The organism is Pseudomonas sp. ADAK18, assembly GCF_012935695.1.
Taxonomy (GTDB): domain Bacteria; phylum Pseudomonadota; class Gammaproteobacteria; order Pseudomonadales; family Pseudomonadaceae; genus Aquipseudomonas.
Genome location: NZ_CP052859.1, coordinates 2,257,433 through 2,276,547 on the forward strand (window position 1 = coordinate 2,257,433; position 19,115 = coordinate 2,276,547).

Annotated in this window: 16 protein-coding genes; 9 read left to right on the plus strand and 7 right to left on the minus strand. The window is 61.3% G+C overall.

Annotated features, from left to right (window positions below):
- Positions 1-8: 8 nt before the first annotated feature.
- Positions 9-1,619: a gamma-glutamyltransferase family protein gene (locus HKK55_RS10220; RefSeq protein WP_169354546.1), complete on the plus strand. Its 1,611-nt coding sequence runs from the start codon at positions 9-11 to the stop codon at positions 1,617-1,619.
- A gap of 23 nt (positions 1,620-1,642) precedes the next feature.
- On the opposite strand, the gene HKK55_RS10225 is transcribed toward HKK55_RS10220, so the two are convergent.
- From HKK55_RS10225 to HKK55_RS10255, 7 genes are all read right to left on the minus strand, one after another.
- Complete coding sequence (locus HKK55_RS10225) at positions 1,643-2,902, minus strand: TIGR02270 family protein (RefSeq protein WP_169354547.1); 1,260 nt, start codon at positions 2,900-2,902, stop codon at positions 1,643-1,645.
- Between the two features lie 42 nt (positions 2,903-2,944).
- Positions 2,945-3,667 carry a hypothetical protein gene (locus HKK55_RS10230; RefSeq protein ID WP_169354548.1) on the minus strand — a complete coding sequence of 241 codons (723 nt, stop codon included), beginning with the start codon at positions 3,665-3,667 and terminating at the stop codon, positions 2,945-2,947.
- A 224-nt stretch (positions 3,668-3,891) separates the two neighbouring features.
- Positions 3,892-5,085: a PAAR-like domain-containing protein gene (locus HKK55_RS10235; protein ID WP_169354549.1), complete on the minus strand. Its 1,194-nt coding sequence runs from the start codon at positions 5,083-5,085 to the stop codon at positions 3,892-3,894.
- Positions 5,085-6,125 carry a hypothetical protein gene (locus HKK55_RS10240; protein WP_169357826.1) on the minus strand — a complete coding sequence of 347 codons (1,041 nt, stop codon included), beginning with the start codon at positions 6,123-6,125 and terminating at the stop codon, positions 5,085-5,087. Before HKK55_RS10240 ends, HKK55_RS10235 begins: the two co-directional genes overlap by 1 nt.
- On the minus strand, positions 6,122-7,234 hold the full coding sequence (locus HKK55_RS10245) for a DUF2169 domain-containing protein (RefSeq protein WP_169354550.1): 1,113 nt from the start codon (positions 7,232-7,234) through the stop codon (positions 6,122-6,124). Before HKK55_RS10245 ends, HKK55_RS10240 begins: the two co-directional genes overlap by 4 nt.
- Positions 7,235-7,249: 15 nt before the next feature.
- The gene (locus HKK55_RS10250; RefSeq protein ID WP_169354551.1) at positions 7,250-7,693 is read right to left on the minus strand and encodes a DUF6484 domain-containing protein; all 444 of its coding nucleotides are present in this window, start codon (positions 7,691-7,693) and stop codon (positions 7,250-7,252) included.
- A 17-nt stretch (positions 7,694-7,710) separates the two neighbouring features.
- Entirely contained in the window at positions 7,711-9,888 is a 2,178-nt protein-coding gene (locus tag HKK55_RS10255) for a type VI secretion system Vgr family protein (RefSeq protein WP_169354552.1), read from the minus strand.
- Positions 9,889-10,128: 240 nt separating this feature from the next.
- Here HKK55_RS10255 and HKK55_RS10260 point away from each other — a divergent pair, with 240 nt between their 5' ends.
- The 8 genes from HKK55_RS10260 to HKK55_RS10295 all read left to right on the plus strand — a co-directional run bounded on the left by HKK55_RS10260 (position 10,129) and on the right by HKK55_RS10295 (position 19,067).
- Entirely contained in the window at positions 10,129-10,818 is a 690-nt protein-coding gene (locus HKK55_RS10260; RefSeq protein WP_169354553.1) for a flavodoxin family protein, read from the plus strand.
- Between the two features lie 585 nt (positions 10,819-11,403).
- Positions 11,404-12,999 (plus strand): tryptophan halogenase family protein, encoded by a 1,596-nt coding sequence (locus HKK55_RS10265; RefSeq protein ID WP_169354554.1) that lies wholly within the window; start codon positions 11,404-11,406, stop codon positions 12,997-12,999.
- Positions 12,999-14,084 (plus strand): monodechloroaminopyrrolnitrin synthase PrnB family protein, encoded by a 1,086-nt coding sequence (locus tag HKK55_RS10270; protein ID WP_169354555.1) that lies wholly within the window; start codon positions 12,999-13,001, stop codon positions 14,082-14,084. The genes HKK55_RS10265 and HKK55_RS10270 overlap by 1 nt, the downstream gene beginning before the upstream one ends.
- A 42-nt stretch (positions 14,085-14,126) precedes the next feature.
- On the plus strand, positions 14,127-15,848 hold the full coding sequence (locus HKK55_RS10275) for an NAD(P)/FAD-dependent oxidoreductase (RefSeq protein WP_169354556.1): 1,722 nt from the start codon (positions 14,127-14,129) through the stop codon (positions 15,846-15,848).
- Entirely contained in the window at positions 15,845-16,936 is a 1,092-nt protein-coding gene (locus tag HKK55_RS10280; protein ID WP_169354557.1) for a Rieske 2Fe-2S domain-containing protein, read from the plus strand. The genes HKK55_RS10275 and HKK55_RS10280 overlap by 4 nt, the downstream gene beginning before the upstream one ends.
- Entirely contained in the window at positions 16,936-17,094 is a 159-nt protein-coding gene (locus HKK55_RS10285) for a flavin reductase family protein (RefSeq protein WP_169354558.1), read from the plus strand. Before HKK55_RS10280 ends, HKK55_RS10285 begins: the two co-directional genes overlap by 1 nt.
- Positions 17,091-18,335: a cation:proton antiporter gene (locus HKK55_RS10290; RefSeq protein ID WP_169354559.1), complete on the plus strand. Its 1,245-nt coding sequence runs from the start codon at positions 17,091-17,093 to the stop codon at positions 18,333-18,335. Before HKK55_RS10285 ends, HKK55_RS10290 begins: the two co-directional genes overlap by 4 nt.
- A 192-nt stretch (positions 18,336-18,527) precedes the next feature.
- Positions 18,528-19,067, plus strand: coding sequence for a flavin reductase family protein (locus HKK55_RS10295; protein ID WP_169354560.1), 540 nt, complete (start codon positions 18,528-18,530; stop codon positions 19,065-19,067).
- Positions 19,068-19,115 lie beyond the last annotated feature (48 nt).

The following is a 19,115-nucleotide window of genomic DNA, read 5'->3' on the forward strand; positions in this document are numbered from 1 at the left end:
ACGCTGCCATGTTCAAGTTTTCAGTTCATGAGTATCCCTACGCCTCACAGCGTCAGTGCGTTTTCGCGAAACGCGGCATGGTCGCGGCGTCCCAACCCTTGGCCGCAGAAGCGGGGATTGAAATGCTACGCAAGGGTGGCAACGCCATTGACGCGGCGATTGCCACGGCGGCGGCGCTGACGGTGGTTGAACCGACCGGCTGCGGGATTGGTGGCGATGCCTTTGCGCTGGTGTGGACGCAGAATAAATTGCATGGCTTGAATGCCAGCGGCCATGCCCCGCAAGCCCTGAGCATCGAGGCGGTGAAAGCGGCTGGCCACGCGCATATGCCATCGCATGGCTGGACGCCGGTCACCGTGCCGGGTTGCCCGGCGGCCTGGGCAGAATTGTCCAGGCGCTTCGGGCGCTTGCCCTTTGCCGAGCTGTTGCAACCGGCCATCAGCCTGGCGCGGGATGGGTTTCCCGTCTCACCGGTCGTCTCACTGCTCTGGCAAACCGCGCTGGAGAATTTCACTCAGGACCGGGACGTCGCCCTCGACGCGTGGTTCGAGACTTTTTTGATCGAGGGCAGGGCACCACGAGCCGGCGAGATGTTTCACAACCCCGCCCAGGCGCAGACCTTAATGGAGTTGGCGGCAACCGGCTGCGAAAGTTTCTACCGTGGCGCCCTGGCGCAACGTTTGGACGCGCACTCCCGGGCCACGGGCGGTTACCTGCGTGCCAGTGACTTGCAGGACTACCACGCCCAGTGGGTTGACCCGATCAAGGTGAATTACAGGGGGTATGACGTCTGGGAGATTCCGCCCAGCGGCCAGGGGCTGATAGCATTGATGACCTTGAAAATCCTCGAAGGCTTCGACTTCGATCACCGCGACAGCCAACAGACCTGGCACCGTCAACTTGAAGCCATGAAACTTGCGTACAGCGACGGTTTACACCACATCACCGACCCAGCCCATATGCGGGTCGCCGTTGAAGACTTGCTCAGTGAGTCCTATACCGCCCAGCGCCGTGCACAGATCGGCGAGCAGGCAGTGGCGCCACATCCGGGGGATCCTCACGCCAGCGGCACGGTGTACCTGGCCACCGCCGATGGCGAAGGCAATATGGTCTCGTTCATCCAGAGCAACTACCACGGCTTTGGCTCCGGCGTGGTGCTGCCCAATAGCGGTATCGCCCTGCAAAACCGCGGCGAAGAATTCAGCCTCGATCCTGAGCATGTCAATTGCCTGGCTCCCGGGAAGAAAACCTTTCATACCATCATCCCGGGGTTTCTCAGCAAAAACGGTGTGGCATTGGGGCCGTTCGGTGTCATGGGCGCCTACATGCAACCCCAGGGGCATGTGCAGTTGGTCATGAACCTGGTGGATTTTGGCCTGAACCCGCAAGCCGCGCTGGATGCACCGCGCTGGCAATGGCTGGGAGGGCTGAAGGTCGGCATCGAGCAGGGCGCTTCGCGTGATATGGCCGCCGCGTTGGCGAGGCGAGGGCATGAGGTGCAAATAGCCTGCAACCTGACCCGCTACGGACGAGGACAGATCATCCTGCGTAATCCTGAAACCGGCGTGTTATGCGGCGGGACTGAACCACGCACGGACTCGCATATCGCGGTGTGTTGAGGTCGCGGCTACGAGGCGGCCATTTATCGCCCGAATTGCGCAGGTTCCCCCAACAACTTCTTTTGCCGCGAGGCCGGTGCGCTGGTGGGGAAAAGCACTTCGGTCGGCCGAAAGCGGGCGATGCCGCAGGCGGCGGCAATGCGCTGGCGTTGCTGACCCTGGGCAAGTGCTTGCTGAAAACTGTTCACGCTATGCGGCAGCCCCAGCATATAGCTGACGCCCGCCTGGAAATCACCTCCATGGGCCTGCCACCAGACTGCAATTGACTGCGGGTCGGGCCAGGGCAGGTTCTCATCGGGGTCCATGACGACATTGGAGTCCTCGGCGTCGTCGTTCGGGCCAGCATCGAAATCCGGCAGCTGCTGCAGTTCCAGATTGAGCAGCGCCAAGTCTGCGCCGGTCATCAGGCTGAAGGCTTCGCCGGCGACGCGGGCATAAGGCAGGTCGCTCATCTGCTGGATCAGCCACGGCACGCCGACGGGATCGCCCAGCAGCCCAATGGCCTGGATGCCGATGCGCGGCTGCTCAGGGTTCTGTATCAACTGGTGTATCCAGGCGATGCTGTGCTCACGATGTTGCCAGGCCAACAGGACGCAGAGCGCACGGTACTGGAACTCACCCGGTTGCTCAGCGAAGGGTCGCAGTGACTCCAGTGCGTGCTCATCGCCCATCTGCGCGGTGGCCCAATTGACCCAGAAGCGTGTCGCTGCATCTTTATGTAGACGGTGGGCACGAATGGTCGGCATCAAGTCATGCCGGCGCAGTTCGCCGGCCGTACGGGCGGCACGTGCCAGCACGCTGGGCTCGGCTTGCGAAAGCTCCGTAAGCAGGGCAGCGCCCGGATCGTGACGATGCATACCACAGGCAGCAAGGCCGAGGCGGCGGAACAGGGGCTTGGGGGAGGCGAGCATGCGGTCGATCCAGGGTGCTACCCACTCCCAGTCGAGCCACCCCAAGGCCATCAGATAACCGCGCTCCGTTTCCACGGCGTTTCTCACGTGTTCGCTGAGCTGCGATAACCCATTCGTATTGTGCGCCTCGAAGGCCAGGACCACGCTGGCGAATATCTCGCCAACCGTGTGTGGGCCAAGTTGGGCCAGCAAGGTTTCCAGGCCGGCGGGGCCGGCGATACGCAGGCCATCGAGATGGGCGTCGATACGGTCTTCCAGTTTGCCGAGATCGTCCAGATCGTAATGCGGCGCGCGTAATGCGTAGTCGCGCAGGATGGCGAGGAAGCTGGCTTCTTCAGCATGCAGGTCAAGGACGACGGGGAGGGTGTTCATCAGTCGTTGGTCCTGATGCGAGGGCAGGGCGGGAGCGTCGGGTTAGTCAATTTGCAGGCACCGCGTCCAGGTCGAACCATCGAACTGCATGACATCCTTGGGCCCGATGGACCACATGATCCCGTCGGCCGCGCTCAGGTGATAACAGGTCAGCGGAACGTCGTCGCCGAAATCGACGGGCTTGAGCTTGCCGTCCTCGAGCCGGTAGACGAAATGGGTGGACGACACGTAAAGCTGCCCATCGAAAACTTCCATGCCCCAGAGGTCTTCCTCGGTGCTTTCATGTTCGATCATTTCCCATTGATCATTGCGTCCCCGAAGCAAGGTCCCGAGTTGGCCACAGGCATAGGCAAAACCATCCGGCGCGCAGCGAACCTTGTAGAGCGCCAGGTTGGTCGGGCTGTTCTGCTGGGTGAAGCGGGCGCCGTCGTACTGCCAGATTTCGCCTTCCCAGCCGACGGTATAGATTTCCTGTTCGCTGAAGCCATCGATGGACTCAAAGCTGGTGTCGGTGATTGGAGTGTCACCGACTTGGGCGCTCTGGTCGATGCATCTCCACTGGTCCTCGTCCTCGCGAAGATAGGCTTGCCGGCAGGTGCCTACGGCATAGGCTCGACCTTTGGCGATGCCACGGATTTCACGTAGAGGGCCGCGTTTTTTTGGGTCTACGCCGCAGTTGGCGATGACTTCTTGCGAAAGAGTGCCACCACCACTGGCTTCGACCGACCCTTCCGTGCCAAGCGCCAGATAACGTTCGGCTGGCACATGGCAGACTGTTCCGGAACAGGCGAGCCATGGCACTGTGTCGGCGCCCCAGGTTCCACAATCCAGAGAGATCAGTATCGAACCGGTGTAACCTTCACTAATAGAGATGTCGTTCGTGGTAATCAAATAACTGAGGTCTGAGTAGCGAACGACTCCAGTACCAATGCTAAGTCCGCGGAATCGTGGGTCTCGAGGGTCCATGTAGGTCTCCTGAAGCGAATAAATTAACGACGAGTTTTTTTGTTATCGAACATCTCGGCCTGAGCCTTATCGCGCTCGTCTTGATTGCTGGTCATGGAAGCACAGGCATTGATCGGTTTTTCCTTGCCAGGGTCCTTGGCTTTGTCGTGATACGTGTTCAACTGAGCTTCCAGACATTCCTGACTACAGTCGGAGTTCGGGAAGGTTTTCTTGGCCGCCTTGGCCCCAGTCTGCGTGGCCTTGGACCTTGGCCATTCACCTTTTGCATCGGCCTCCTCCATGGCCACCACCCCACGTCGGGTATGAATCTGGCCGTGGGTAGCGGTGGTCTGATTGGGTCCCTCTACGCACATCACTGGGGCTTTGTCGGTCTGGTATTTGCTCCAGCCGGCTTTTGTGGGGTGCTTGCTTCGGGGTTGGCCGGGAAAGGCCGGCCCGTCGGTAAAGGACGCCGAGTCGATCAGGTGGTCACCGGTTTGCCCAGGGCAACATCTGTTGGGTTTGAACGGCGCGAGAAAACAGCGCATCGCCTTTTGGCAAGGGTCGCGGTTGATGGTCTTGGCCAGGGACGAATACTCGCCCTGGACTTCGGCATGTTTGCCCAGATAGGCCGCATTATCTTTAAACCCGCCGCCTGCCGCACTTTTAGCGGCTTTCCTGGCGCTGGTCGCAGCCTGTAGCTTGCTGATATCCGGGCAGATCATTTTCTGCTTGGTGTCCCCGCAAGCGTCTTTCGCCCGGTCTCGTTCTCCCTCGCATTGGGCCAAATCCTTGGCGAGTGCCATTCGGTCCGTATAGGTCCAGGGCATGGTATTGCCCGGTTGGGAGGCATGATTGTGGGTGGTCAGGTCCATGTGCCGGACGACGTTCTTCCCTTCGTATTTCACATCCATCGACCAGGAGGTGAAATACACCTTGCCCTTTATCTTGCTGGTGACGACGCCCTTTTTGGGCGCATTTCCCGCCTCATCCCCATAGCTGGTCTTGAAGTAGCTTTGGTCCTTGAGCATGATTTCCTTACCACTGATTTTCACCGTCCGACTGCCCTTGGTCGTGTCCTTGGCCATGCCGGTGTTGGGGTAGGGGATGGGCACACCCAGCGGAGTGGGCGGGGCCACGGGCGGGGTGAAGCAGACATCCGGAAAGCAGGCGATCGATTTGCCGTCGGCCGATTTGCAGGAGACTTCCATATTGTTGGCAAATACTTGGTTGGCCATCAGGCAGCCCTCACGGTCTGGTAACTGAGCAGCGCGACGGCGCGTTGGCCGGCGTCGTTGCCCAGGTGGCAAAAAATATTCGGCCCTTCGCCATAGCCCTTACGGCTGGCGGCCAGCGCCACGGCGAGCATCGCCGGGCCGATGGCGGCGCCGACTTCGCCGATGCAGTCGGCTGGATGCCAGAGATGGAAGAACTCCTTGCGTACTCGCAGGCTGCGGCTCAGGGCCAGGGAGGCTTCCTTGAAGTAATACTGTTCGCCGGAAATATCCGTCAGGCGAAAATCCATCTGTTCCAACCCGCAACCGGCTTCGCTCAGGGCTGCGCGGACAGCCTGGGTCAGGCCTTCGGCGCGCAGCGGGATGTCTTCGGATTCCACCGTGGCCTGTTCTGTGCCGAAACCCAGGCCGATGCAGGCCAATTGCGGCTTTTCGTTGACGACGGGGGCGGCCAGCACCACGGCTGCGGCACCTTCGCCGGGGATAAAGCCGTTGGAGTTCTGACTGGTGAGCAGGCGTTCGCGTTGCTCGAAGGCGGACAGCGTTGCTGCGCTAAGGAAGGAATCGACGCCGGCAATCAGCACGTGACGATGGCCACCCCGGTAGATCAGCGTACGTGCGTCAAGCAGGGCCACGGCGGCGCTGATCCGGCCATGGGCGATGATGCTGGAGGCGGGATGAAAGCGCAGGCCCAGTTCGTCTTCGATGGCGTGCAGCAGCCCTTTATCGAGACCCTCGAGGCGGCCGGGGCGTTCGGGCTCCGCCAGCCCCAGCAGCAGCGGGGTCTTTTCCGGGTCGACGTTGGGGGTGCTGTGCAGGGCCTCAGCGATGGCCCGGGCGGCCATTTTGATCAGCTTGGTGCGGCCGCGCCAGGGTTGTTCCAACGGCACACTGGCGGCAATCAGCCATTCGCCGCCGCGATCGATAAAGCGGGTTTCCTGGAAGTTGTCGATGGCGCAGCGGATCGCCGCGCAACTGGCCGGTGCGCTGAGGCCGACAGCGCTGACCATGCCGGAGCCGATGATGCACAGAGCACTCATCAGTGTGTTTCCTCCGGGGCGCGCTTGGCGTTTACCAGGGCGCGCAGCGACGGGTAGTAGTCCTTACCCAGTTCTCGGGCCCTCCACCAGCCCGTGGACATGGTGCCGACCAGCACCTGGGCAATCTCGAACATGTTGCGCCGTAGCGGACGGGAGATACGCCAGGTCAACTGCACCTGGCGAGCGTCTGTGTCGATCAGCAGGGTGTCGATCACCGCTGACACCGTTTCATGGCCGCCTTTCTTCAGGAAGAAGGTCACCGGCACCTCCATTTCAGGGATGCGAAAGCCTGCTCGCTCCTGGGAGGTGAGGTTTAGCAGCAGCACATCCTCACCGCCGCGCAGGTAGTCGACCTGCTGATCGTCAGGGGCTGCCTGATAGTAGCGGGTATCGAAATCCGCTGGCAGAAACGGAAAGCAGTCAGCCTTCCAGGCATCGTCGTAGGTACCGGCGAAGCGGGCGCGTTGCGGCCAGCTACGACCGATGGGGCCGAGGGCCATAGGGCGGAAGTCGCCACAGGGATTGTCGATCGGCTTGCCCAATTCCTCGGTGTTGGGCATTGGCCTACCGACGATGTAGGCGTGATCAAGTCCGCGCGGGTACCAGCCACAACCACTTGGGTTGTCCAGGTAACCGTCACGCATTTCGGGGGCGTTCACCATAGGATGGGAGCCACCGTAGGCCTGGGCATAGGAGATGCTCTGTTCGGTAAACGGTTGCGGCGAGCCGGGAGAGATGCCCAATAGTCCCAATTGCCATTGCCTCGGGCCAAGGACGGAAAAAGCCTTGCTCACCCGACCCACGCGAATACCCGCAGTCAACTGCGTCAAGGGCCGCCCGCCGGGCGCATAGGCCTTGCCACACACCAGTACATCGCAGAACGGCTTGACCGGGGCGAAGTCCATTTCCAGCAGCGGGGCGCTGAGGCCCGGTTCGCCGAGGAAGGTGTCAGCCATCAGCAGCGGTTGCTGGCTGTCAGCGAGGGTCAAGGCGCGGCCGTCCAGCGGTAGATTGAACGTGCCTTTGGCCACCACGACCAGAGATTCGCGGCCATCGCGCGTCACGCCCAGGGTATAGGCAACAATCAGTTTGCTGGCATTGAGCAGTTCCATAGGCCGACTACCTGTTTAGTTGATTTGCACCGAGCCGCCCTTGATGCGGTTGACTCCGCTGGAACGGCTGGACAGGTAGGCGCCCTGGATGATCACTTTGCCCGCGCGGGTCAGGGTGATGCTGGCTTTGCCGCAACGCAGCACGATCTCGCGTTCGGCGCTCAACTCCAGGCACTGCTCATCCAGTCGCACGCTGGCGACGGGAGCAGGTGCGGCCTGTGCGCCAAGCAGAAGACCGATCACCAATGGACGGATCGGGTCGCCGTCTTCGAACATGAGCGCCACCGGGCTGCCGATATCCGCCGGGCTTAGCCGCGCGGTGCAACGAGCGACGATGCCGCTGTTCGGGCACCCCGGGTAGGTGACCGTGGGCGCGCCGGCGTGCGGCAGTTCGAGCAAGGTGCCGATGACGACGCCGTCAATGCGGGCCAGGGTGGGTAGCGGGTGATGAACCGTCATATATATACCTCCATGTCCTAGTTCTGCAGGATCTTCTGCCCTTTGATCACCACGTTCTTGTTGGCCTTGATGTTGATGGCACCGGAACCGTCGATGATGATGTTCTTGCCGCGAATCGTGATGGAACCGTCCTTTTTCATGGTGATGCTGGACGCGCCGGTGGTCAGGGTGATGGAGTCGCCGGCGGTGAGGGCAAAGTGCTTGCCAACGTCCAGGTTGTCGTTCTGCTTGATGCTTGTGGTTCGGTTTCGGTCGACGTCACGGGATTCGTTCTGGCCGATCTGGGTACTCTGGTTGCCGTTGATCTCGATCCCTTCGTTGCCTTTGACCGTTTCGTTACGGTTGCCCGTGATGTCGATGGTCTCGTTACCGCCTACATCTTCGGTGCGGTTGCTGACGATGGTGATCTTTTCGTTGGCGCCGACCTTTTCCGTGCGGTTTGTACCGATAGTGATGGTCTCGTTGCTGCCCACGTGCTCGGTGCGATTGACACCGATGGTGATTTTCTCGTTATTGCCCACATCCTCGGTACGGTTCACACCGATGGAGATGGTTTCGTTGTTGTCCACAGTTTCTGTGCGGTCGTGTTTGACGTGTACGGTTTCGTCGTTGTCGATGGTCTTGCTGCGGTCATGACCAACCCAGTGAGTCTCGTCGTTCTCGACCTCAATGTCCTGGTTCTTCTCGGCATGAATAAACAGTTGCTCCTCGCCTTTTTTGTCCTCCATGCGGATTTCATTGAAGTTGGCGGGTGAGCCGTCTTTGCTTGAGCGGCTTTTCACTCCGCTCTGGGTGGCATTGGCCGGCAACTTGTAGGGCACCGTCTGTTCGGCGTTGTAGACACGACCGGTGATGATCGGCCGATCCGGGTCGCCTTCGAGGAAACTGACGATTACTTCCTGACCTATCCGCGGGATTTGCATGGCCCCCCAGTTCTTGCCGGCCCAGGCCTGGGACACGCGAATCCAGCAGGAGCTGTTTTCGTTGGATTGGTCATGGCGATCCCAGTGGAAGTGCACTTTGACCCGGCCATACTGGTCGGTCCAGATCTCCTCGCCACTGGGGCCAACCACCACGGCAGTCTGCGGCCCGCGGACGATGGTCATGGGGGTCAGGGGGAGGGGACGGAAGGCCTGGCTGGCATCCATGCAGTCCAGCTCGCTGATGAACTGTTCGGCCAGTTCCAAGTGTCCGCTTTCATAGAGTTCCTGGCGGATCTGATAGCGTGCGACCACAATCAGGTATTCGCGGTTCTGGTCCGCACGGTCGTAGCCCGTCAGCTTGAACAAATGGCCGGAGCCCAGGCCCCGGGTGCAGCCGCGCAATTGCACGCGCTCGAACTGGCTATGAATGGCTTCGATGCGGGTACGCGCGTAGTGCTCGCCATCGTTGCTTTGTACGTATTCACCGGGATAGTCGTAAAGCGGATAATCGCCGTTGCTGTGGTTGCGCTGCACACTGGAGCGCACATCAAGGTTGGCGCGAGGACGCTGGAAGTCATAGTCGTTCAGCGCCAGCGAACCGGATTGTACTTCCCGTGCCAGTTGCCAATCGTAGAAATGATCGCGCTCACGCATTTGCCGATCGGGGGGATAGAAGGGCACCGAGTCGTAGTCTGCGGCGGTGGAGTGGGCACCATAGGCGTCGGCCAACACCAGGATATGGCGCGCCTTTTCGTGGCGAAAGTAATAATAGATGCCTTCCTGCTCCATCAACCGACTGACAAAGTCGAAGCTGGTTTCGCGGTACTGCACGCAATATTCCCACTCGTGGTAGCTGCCGCTCAGGCTGTCTTCGAAGTCGGAGAAACCGAGGTCGCGAAATACCTGCTTGATGATGTCCGGCACCGTCTTATTCTGGAAAATCCGGCAATCCGAGGTACGCGTGAGCAGCCAGAACCAGGGCCGCAGGCTGACGCGGTAGCCCGCAAACTGGCCATGGCCGGTCAGTTGTCGGCAACTGCCGACAATGCCGTGAAAGTAGCGATATCCACCCTCGAACAGTTCCAGGGTCAGGCCCATCGGCTTGCCCAGCAACTGGTCGAACTTGATCGCCTGGTCTTCGGAGGTGAGATCCAATTCGTAGTGGAACAAGCGCCCCAGTTCTTCACTGCCTGCCATGCTCTGCAGCAACAGGACATCGCCGCCGAGGGGACTGTCGACCTGCACCCAGCGAGTGTTTTGCGTTATTGCCATATTTGCCTTCCAAGTTGGCGTAGCACCTAGAGTTTTAGCGTATCTGGCCGCAGAATCAAATGCTCGGTTGCGATTCAAGGGTGGGACGGGAGATTAGGGAGGCGCATCCCAGGACCCAGCTTGCGGCTTTGCCGTCAGACGTAATCCTTGCCAGGGGCTTTATGAGTGGTCTATCCGCAAAAAACACACTGCGTCGAGACCTCACCGGTATCTACCAACAGCGCTAATCAGGAGAAGTGAATGACTATCGTCGCAATTGTGTATTCATCTGGACAAGGCCATACCCGGACTGTTGCTGAGCATGTTAGGCGCGGCTCAGAAATGATCGAGGGAACCTATGCGGAACTCATCGAGATCATACCTGCCCAGATTGACAATGCTGGCAGATGGCGTGACGACGAGATCATGAAGCGGCTACTGGCGGCTGACGCCATCGTTTTCGGCGCGCCCACCTATATGGGATCCGCGCATGGATTGTTTAAGCTATTCCTTGAGGCTGGCATCGTGCCTTGGCGCAGCCAGGAGTGGAAGGACAAAATAGCGGCTGGGTTCACAAACTCAGGGTCGCGCTCCGGCGATAAGCTCGTAACACTTCAGCAGATGTCGATTTTTGCAGCGCAAATGGGAATGATGTGGGTGAGCGCCGGGGATCTGCCTGGTGGCTGCTACACCGATGGCGGTTTCACCGACGTCAATGTCAACGGATCATGGCTAGGTCTAATGACCCAAAGCTTGAATGATAGCCCGCTGGAGAACGCTCCACACCCAGGCGATAGACTTAGCGCAGAACGTTTTGGACGGAGAGTTGCTCGGGCGACGGCACGTTGGGCAGTAGGTGCGGACCGGTTTCCTCCCCAACGGATCGACGCACAGGAGAACAGGCGGCGGAATCTTGCTGGGATCGACGAATGGCAACGGTTTGACGACTGACATCAGCCTCGATGAATGACTGGCCATGAACACGGAGTACATGGCCAGTTGAGGAGAGTGGCCTCCCATTTCCAGATTACGAATCTCTGGCAGCTCTATCAGCGTTCCAATGGACGTAATGCATCGTCGCTCTCCTGTGCCGTTTCCAGGGTCCGGGCAACCAAGGCCTTGGCCCAATGAAACTGCATGCACTAGCGAACAGACACCTGGATCGTGCATTCATACAGTGCCTGAGATCATAGTCGGGAACATCGTCGCGCGAGACATAAGCGCAGGAGCGTCAGGATGCATATCTGCCTGATCGGCCTGGGTCGATTGGGGATCAGCACGTTTACCGTCGGTCTGTTAGCCTCACTGGCACGCGACTGCAATCTGCCTGAGTGCACACGGACCTGGCAGGGGAGCACTGCCATCGCGGTCTAGTCGATTCCGTTGCGTTTTAGAATGTTAATTCGGAAAAGGAATTTGCATCGTTTCTGCGGCAGGCTAGAGTCTTATCCTACAAGCACATTGAAGTGCCTATTGCGCGGCGACTGGCGGCCTCCCTCTGGTCACAGGCAGTCCGCCCTGAAACAAGGAAGTGTCATGAACAAGCCGATCAAGAATATCGTCATCGTGGGCGGCGGCACTGCGGGCTGGATGGCCGCCTCGTACCTCGTCCGGGCGCTCCAACAGCAGGCGAACATTACGCTCATCGAGTCTGCGGCGATCCCCAGGATCGGCGTGGGCGAGGCGACCATCCCGAGTTTGCAGAAGGTGTTCTTCGACTACCTCGGGATACCGGAGCGGGAGTGGATGCCCCAAGTGAACGGCGCGTTCAAGTCCGCGATCAAGTTCGTGAATTGGAGAAAGTCTCCCGACTACTCGCGCGACGATCACTTCTACCATTTGTTCGGCAACGTGCCGAACTGCGACGGCGTGCCGCTTACCCACTACTGGCTGCGCAAGCGCGAACAGGGCTTCCAGCAGCCGATGGAATACGCGTGCTACCCGCAGGCCGGGGCGCTAGACGCTAAGCTGGCACCGTGCCTGCCCGACGGCACCCGCCAGATGTCCCACGCGTGGCACTTCGACGCGCACCTGGTGGCCGACTTCTTGAAGCGCTGGGCCGTCGAACGCGGGGTGAAGCGCGTGGTCGATGAGGTCGTGGACGTTCGTCTGAACGAGCGCGGCTACATCTCCAGCCTGCTCACCAAGGAGGGACGGACGCTGGAGGCGGACCTGTTCATCGACTGCTCCGGCATGCGTGGGCTCCTGATCAATCAGGCCCTGAAGGAGCCCTTCATCGACATGTCCGACTACCTGCTGTGCGACAGCGCGGTCGCCAGCGCTGTGCCCAACGACGACGCGCGCGAAGGGGTCGAGCCGTACACCTCCGCGATCGCCATGAACTCGGGGTGGACCTGGAAGATTCCGATGCTGGGCCGGTTCGGCAGCGGCTACGTCTTCTCGAGCAACTTCACCTCGCGTGACCAGGCCACCGCCGACTTCCTCAACCTCTGGGGCCTTTCGGACAATCAGCCGCTCAACCAGATCAAGTTCCGGGTCGGGCGCAACAAGCGGGCGTGGGTCAACAACTGCGTCTCGATCGGGCTGTCGTCGTGCTTTCTGGAGCCCCTGGAATCGACGGGAATCTACTTCATCTACGCGGCGCTTTACCAGCTAGTGAAGCACTTCCCCGACACCTCGTTCGACCCGCGCTTGAGCGACGCATTCAACGCCGAGATCGTCTACATGTTCGACGACTGCCGAGATTTCGTGCAGGCGCACTATTTCACCTCATCGCGCGAAGACACACCGTTCTGGCTCGCGAACCGGCACGACCTGCGGCTCTCGGACGCTATCAAAGAGAAGGTCGAGCGCTACAAGGCGGGGCTGCCGCTGACCACCACTTCGTTCGACGATTCCACGTACTACGAGACCTTCGACTACGAATTCAAGAACTTCTGGTTGAACGGCAACTACTACTGCATCTTTGCCGGCTTGGGCATGCTGCCCGACCGGTCGCTACCGCTCTTGCACCACCGACCGGAGTCGATCGAGAAGGCCGAGGCGATGTTCGCCAGCATCCGGCGCGAAACCGAGCGTCTGCGGACGAGCCTGCCGACGAACTACGATTACCTGCGGTCGCTGCGTGACGGCGACGCGGGGCTGCCTCGCAGCCAGCGCGGGCCCCGGTAGTGGAACGCACCTTGGACCGGGTAGGCGCATTCGCGGCCACGCACGCTTCCGTGGCGGCCAGCGACCCGCTGCACGCTCGCTCGCTCGTTCTGCAACTGCCGGGCCTGAACCGTAATAAGGACGTGCCCGGCATCGTCGGCCTGCTGCGCGAGGTGCTCCCGGCGCGTGGCGTGCCCTCCGGCTGGGGCTTCGTCGAAGCCGCCGCCGCCATGCGGGACATCGGGTTCTTCCTGGGATCGCTCAAGCGACACGGACACGAGCCCGTGGACGTGGTGCCTGGGCTCGAGCAGGTACTACTCGACCTGGCGCGCGTGACCGACCTGCCGCCGCGCGAGACACTCTTGCATGTGACGGTCTGGAACCCCGCGACGGCCGACGCGCAGCGCAGCTACACCGGGCTGCCCGACGAAGCGCACTTGCTCGAGAGCGTGCGCATCTCGATGGCGGCCCTCGAAGCGGCCATCGCAGTGACTGTCGAGCTGTACGAGGTGCCCCTGCGGTCGCCAGCGTTCGCGCAAGGGTGCGACGAGCTGGCAGCCTATCTGCAGAAAATGGTTGAATCGATCGTTTACGCCTACCGCTTCATCTCGGTGCAGGTCTTCTACGACGAGCTGCGCCCCTTCTACGAACCCATTCGAATCGGAGGCCAGAGCTACCTCGGGCCCGGTGCCGTGGAAATGCCCCTCTTCGTGCTGGAGCACGTGCTGTGGGGCTCGCAATCGAACCACCCAGCTTATCGAGAATTCAAAGAGACGTACCTGCCCTATGTGCTTCCAGCGTACAGGGCGGTCTACGCTCGGTTCACTGGGGGGCCGGCGCTCGTCGACCGCGCGCTCGGCGAGGCGCTTGCGCTTGGTGCGCACAGCGAGCCCGTCCGAGCTGGGCTGGCAGCCCTCGAGCGGGTCATCAAGGTCCTGCTGCGCTTCCGGGCACCTCACCTTAAATTGGCGGAGCGGGCGTACGAAGTCGGGCGAAGCGGCCCCGCAGTCGGCAGCGGAGGGTACGCGCCCAGCATGCTCGGCGATCTACTCACGCTCACGTGTGACGCGCGGTCTCGCATCCGCGCTGCGCTCGACGAATCCTGACGCACACGGACATGTGTTATCTCACAAGGAGAGTGTACTCCCATGACTCAGAAGAGCCCCGCGAACGGGCGCGATAGCAACCATTTCGATGTGATCATCCTCGGCTCGGGCATGTCCGGCACCCAGATGGGGGCCATCTTGGCCAAAAAGCAGTTTCGTGTGCTGATCATCGAAGAGTCGTCGCACCCGCGGTTCACGATCGGCGAATCGTCGATTCCCGAGACGTCTCTTATGAACCGCATCATCGCTGATCGCTACGACATTCCGGAGCTCGATCACATCACGTCGTTCTACTCGACACAACGTTACGTCTCGTCGAGCACGGGCATCAAGCGCAACTTCGGCTTCGTGTTTCACAAGCCTGGCCAGGAGCACGACCCGAAGGAGTTCACGCAGTGCGTCATTCCCGAGCTGCCGTGGGGGCCGGAGAGCCATTATTACCGGCAAGACGTCGACGCCTACTTGTTGCAAGCCGCCATTAAATACGGCTGCAACGTCCGCCAGAAGACTAGCGTGACCGAATACCACGCCGATAAAGACGGCGTTGCGGTCACCACCGCCCAAGGCGAACGGTTCACCGGCCGGTACATGATCGACTGCGGAGGACCCCGCGCGCCGCTCGCGACCAAGTTCAAGCTCCGCGAAGAACCGTGTCGCTTCAAGACGCACTCGCGCAGCCTCTACACGCACATGCTCGGGGTCAAGCCGTTCGACGACATCTTCAAGGTCAAAGGGCAGCGCTGGCGCTGGCACGAGGGGACCCTGCACCACATGTTCGAGGGCGGCTGGCTCTGGGTGATTCCGTTCAACAACCACCCGCGGTCGACCAACAACCTGGTGAGCGTCGGCCTGCAGCTCGACCCGCGTGTCTACCCAAAAACGGACATCTCGGCGCAGCAGGAGTTCGACGAGTTCCTCGCGCGATTCCCAAGCATCGGCGCGCAGTTCAAGGACGCCGTGCCGGTGCGCGACTGGGTCAAGACCGACCGCCTGCAATTCTCGTCAAGCGCCTGTGTCGGCGACCGCTACTGCCTGATGCTGCATGCGAACGGGTTCATCGACCCGCTCTTCTCGCGGGGGCTTGAGAACACCGCGGTGACCATCCACGCGCTCGCGGCGCGCCTCATCAAGGCGCTGCGCGACGACGACTTCTCTCCCGAGCGCTTCGAGTACATCGAGCGCCTGCAGCAAAAGCTTTTGGACCACAACGACGACTTCGTCAGCTGCTGCTACACGGCGTTCTCGAACTTCCGCCTATGGAACGCGTTCCACAGGCTGTGGGCGGTCGGCACAATCCTCGGGCAGTTCCGGCTCGTGCAAGCCCACGCGAGGTACCGCGCGTCGCGCGACGAGGCTGACCTCGATCACCTCGACAACAACCCCCCGTATCTCGGGTACCTGTGCGCGGACATGGAGGAGTACTACCAGTTGTTCAACGACGCCAAAGCCGAGGTCGAGGCCGTGAGCGCCGGGCGCAAGCCAGCCGAGGAGGCCGCGGCGCGGATTCACGCCCTCATTGAAGAACGAGACTTCGCCAAGCCGATGCTCGGCTTCGGGTACTGCATCACCGGGGACAAGCCGCAGCTCAACAACTCGAAGTACAGCCTACTGCCGGCGATGAAGCTGATGTACTGGACGCAAACCAGCGCGCCGGCAGAGGTGAAAAAGTACTTCGACTATAACCCGATGTTCGCGTTGCTCAAGGCGTACATCACGACCCGCGTCGGCAGAAGTAGCCGGCCGACGACGACAAAAAAACGATGAACGACATTCAATTGGATCAAGCGAGCGTCAAGAAGCATCCTTCGGGGGCGTACGACGCGACCACGCGCCTGGCCGCGAGCTGGTACGTCGTGATGCGCTCGGACGATCTCAAGGGCAAGCCGACGGAGTTGACGCTCTTCGGCCGTCCATACGTGGCGTGGCGCGGAGCGACGGGGCGGGCCGTGGTGATGGACCGCCACTGCTCGCACCTAGGCGCGAACCTGGCTGACGGGACGGTCAAGGACGGGTGCATCCAGTGCCCGTTTCACCACTGGCGGTACGACGAGCAGGGCCAGTGCGTTCACATCCCCGGCCACAGCCAGGCGGTGCTCCGGCTTGAGCCCGTGCCGCGTGGGGCGCGCCAGCCGACGTTGGTTACCGTCGAACGATACGGCTACGTGTGGGCCTGGTACGGCTCCCCGCAGCCGCTGCACCCGCTGCCCGAAATCGCCGCGGCCGACGTCGACAACGGCGACTTTATGCACCTTCACTTCGCGTTCGAGACGACGACGGCGGTCTTGCGGATCATCGAGAACTTCTATGACGCGCAGCACGCGACCCCCGTGCACGCGCTCCCGGTCTCGGCCTTCGAGCTCAAGCTCTTTGACGATTGGCGCCAGTGGCCGGAGGTTGAGTCGCTGGCCCAGGCGGGCGCGTGGTTCGGTGCCGGGATCGACTTCACCGTGGACCGGTACTTCGGCCCCCTCGGCATGCTGTCGCGCGCGCTCGGCCTGAACATGTCGCAGATGAACCTGCACTTCGATGGCTACCCCGGCGGGTGCGTCATGACCGTCGCCCTGGACGGAGACTTCAAATACAAGCTGCTCCAGTGTGTGACGCCGGTGAGCGACGGCAGGAACGTCATGCACATGCTCATCTCGATCAAGAAGGTGGGCGGTGCCCTGCGCCGCGCGACCGACTTCGTGCTGTTCGGGCTGCAGACCAGACAGGCAGCGGGGTACGACGTCAAAATCTGGAACGGGATGAAGCCGGACGGCGGCGGCGCGTACAGCAAGTACGACAAGCTCGTGCTCAAGTACCGTGCGTTCTACCGGGGCTGGGTCGACCGCGTCGCGAGCGAGCGGTGATGCGTGAAGCTGAGCCGGTCTCGGCCGCGTTGCTCCGCCAGGCGCTCGCGAACCTGGCGAGCGGCGTCACGGTCATCACGGCGTACGGCGTGGCGGGCCCGCTTGGGCTCATGGCCACCAGCTTCGTGTCGGTGTCGTTCTTTGCGAGGTATTCATGACTATCTGGCTGCTGCAACTCGTTCTGGTGATCGCGCTCTGCAACGTCTGCGGCCGCATTGCCGAACGGCTCGGCCAGTGCGCGGTCGTCGGCGAGATCGCGGCCGGTTTGCTGTTGGGGCCTTCGCTGTTCGGCGTAATCGCACCGAGTTTCTACGACGCATTGTTCGGCCCACGTGCGCTGTCAGCGATGGCGCAAGTCAGCGAAGTCGGCCTGGTACTGCTGATGTTTCAGGTCGGTCTGCATATGGAGTTGGGCGAGACGCTGCGCGGCAAGCGGTGGCGCATGCCCGTCGCGATCGCAGCGGGCGGGTTCGCTGCACCGGCCGCGATCGGTATGATCATCGCCACCGCCTCGAAAGACACGCTCGCCAGCGACGTACCGGCGCTGCCCTATGTGCTCTTCTGCGGTGTCGCACTTGCGGTGTCAGCGCTTCCGGTGATGGCGCGCATCATCGACGACCTGGCGCTCAGCGCCATGGTGGGTGCACGGCACGCAATGTCTGCCGCGATTCTGACGGATGCGCTCGGATGGATGCTGCTTGCAACGATTGCCTCGCTATCGAGCGGGGCTGGCTGGGCATTTGCGCGCATGCTCGTCAGCCTGCTCGCGTATCTGGTGCTGTGCGCGCTCCTGGTGCGCTTCGTGATTCGACCGACGCTTGCGCGGCTCGCGTCGAATGCGCATGCGGCGCGCGACCGCTTGGCCGTGTTGTTCTGCTTCGTAATGGCGTCAGCACTCGCAACGTCGCTGATCGGATTCCATAGCGCATTTGGCGCGCTTGCGGCGGGGCTGTTCGTGCGGCACGTGCCCGGTGTCGCGAAGGAGTGGTGCGACAACGTCGAAGGTTTCCTCAAGCTTGTGCTGATGCCGGTGTTTTTCGCGTATGCGGGGCTGCATGCGTCGATCGGTACGATCGACGACGCGGCATCCTGGATGTGGCTCGGTGTATTCCTCGCGGGCGGATTCATCGGCAAGTTCGGCGGCAGCTATCTGGGCGCGCGTGCCACCGGGCTTGCGCCACACGATGCGATGCTGGTGGGCTCGTTAATGAATACACGCGGCTTGATGGAGCTAATCGTCCTGTCAATTGGTCTGCAGATGCAGATCCTTCCGCCAAGGGTCTACACGATCCTCGTGGTGTTCGCGCTGGTGACAACGGCGCTGACCGCACCGCTCGTTCGATTCACGCTGCGCGTGCAATCGCGTGCGACGCCAGCAATCCCGGATGCCGCCAAGTGACGCGCGCCAGACATGTATACGCCAATTGAAAATTGCCCCTCTAGAGGGGTTGTGCCCATTTGGAGGCAATACCGATGCTTTCGACGACGCGCGCCTGTTCGCACCCTGGTGGTTCGACGCGGAGCAATGCGATGCCTTTATCACAAAAATGAACCAACAGGCGCCCGAGCCAGCTTGAGGGGAGAGATCACCATGAGTGCCGCCACCGAAACCAAGTCTCACTATTTGCTCGATGCCCAGGGCCGCGATACTCGCGAACTGCGCAACGTGCTGGGGCAGTTCGCTACCGGTGTGACCGTGATCACCACGCGCACCGCTGACGACCGCAACGTCGGTGTGACCGCCAACTCGTTCACCTCACTGTCGCTGTCGCCGGCGCTGGTGCTCTGGAGCCTGGCACGCACGGCACCGAGCCTGAAGGATTTTTGCTCGGCGAGCCACTTCGCCATCAACGTGCTGGGCGCGCACCAGCACCACTTGTCGGAGCAATTCGCACGGCCCGCAGCTGACAAATTCGCCGGTGTAGCTCATTCCTATGGCAAGGCGGGAGCCCCAGTGCTGGACGATGTGGTGGCAGTGCTGGTGTGCCGCAATGTCACCCAGTATGAGGGCGGTGACCACCTGATCTTCATTGGCGAGATCGAACAATACCAGTACAGCGGCGCCGAACCGCTGGTCTTCCATGCAGGCCAGTACCGGATTGCCGCCGCGCATCCGGCACTGGAGAGCTGATGAAAGGGATTAAGTTCGTGGCGGAAATTGAGATCAAGGAGGAGGGCG

Bases quoted from the DNA above. Each gene is read 5' to 3' on its own strand.
- HKK55_RS10220 (WP_169354546.1), top strand. From the start codon at position 9: ATGTTCAAGTTTTCAGTTCATGAGTATCCCTACGCCTCACAGCGTCAG.
- HKK55_RS10225 (WP_169354547.1), bottom strand. From the start codon at position 2,902: ATGAACACCCTCCCCGTCGTCCTTGACCTGCATGCTGAAGAAGCCAGC.
- HKK55_RS10235 (WP_169354549.1), bottom strand. From the start codon at position 5,085: ATGGCCAACCAAGTATTTGCCAACAATATGGAAGTCTCCTGCAAATCG.
- HKK55_RS10245 (WP_169354550.1), bottom strand. From the start codon at position 7,234: ATGGAACTGCTCAATGCCAGCAAACTGATTGTTGCCTATACCCTGGGC.
- HKK55_RS10250 (WP_169354551.1), bottom strand. From the start codon at position 7,693: ATGACGGTTCATCACCCGCTACCCACCCTGGCCCGCATTGACGGCGTC.
- HKK55_RS10255 (WP_169354552.1), bottom strand. From the start codon at position 9,888: ATGGCAATAACGCAAAACACTCGCTGGGTGCAGGTCGACAGTCCCCTC.
- HKK55_RS10260 (WP_169354553.1), top strand. From the start codon at position 10,129: ATGACTATCGTCGCAATTGTGTATTCATCTGGACAAGGCCATACCCGG.
- HKK55_RS10265 (WP_169354554.1), top strand. From the start codon at position 11,404: ATGAACAAGCCGATCAAGAATATCGTCATCGTGGGCGGCGGCACTGCG.
- HKK55_RS10275 (WP_169354556.1), top strand. From the start codon at position 14,127: ATGACTCAGAAGAGCCCCGCGAACGGGCGCGATAGCAACCATTTCGAT.
- HKK55_RS10280 (WP_169354557.1), top strand. From the start codon at position 15,845: ATGAACGACATTCAATTGGATCAAGCGAGCGTCAAGAAGCATCCTTCG.
- HKK55_RS10285 (WP_169354558.1), top strand. From the start codon at position 16,936: ATGCGTGAAGCTGAGCCGGTCTCGGCCGCGTTGCTCCGCCAGGCGCTC.
- HKK55_RS10290 (WP_169354559.1), top strand. From the start codon at position 17,091: ATGACTATCTGGCTGCTGCAACTCGTTCTGGTGATCGCGCTCTGCAAC.
- HKK55_RS10295 (WP_169354560.1), top strand. From the start codon at position 18,528: ATGAGTGCCGCCACCGAAACCAAGTCTCACTATTTGCTCGATGCCCAG.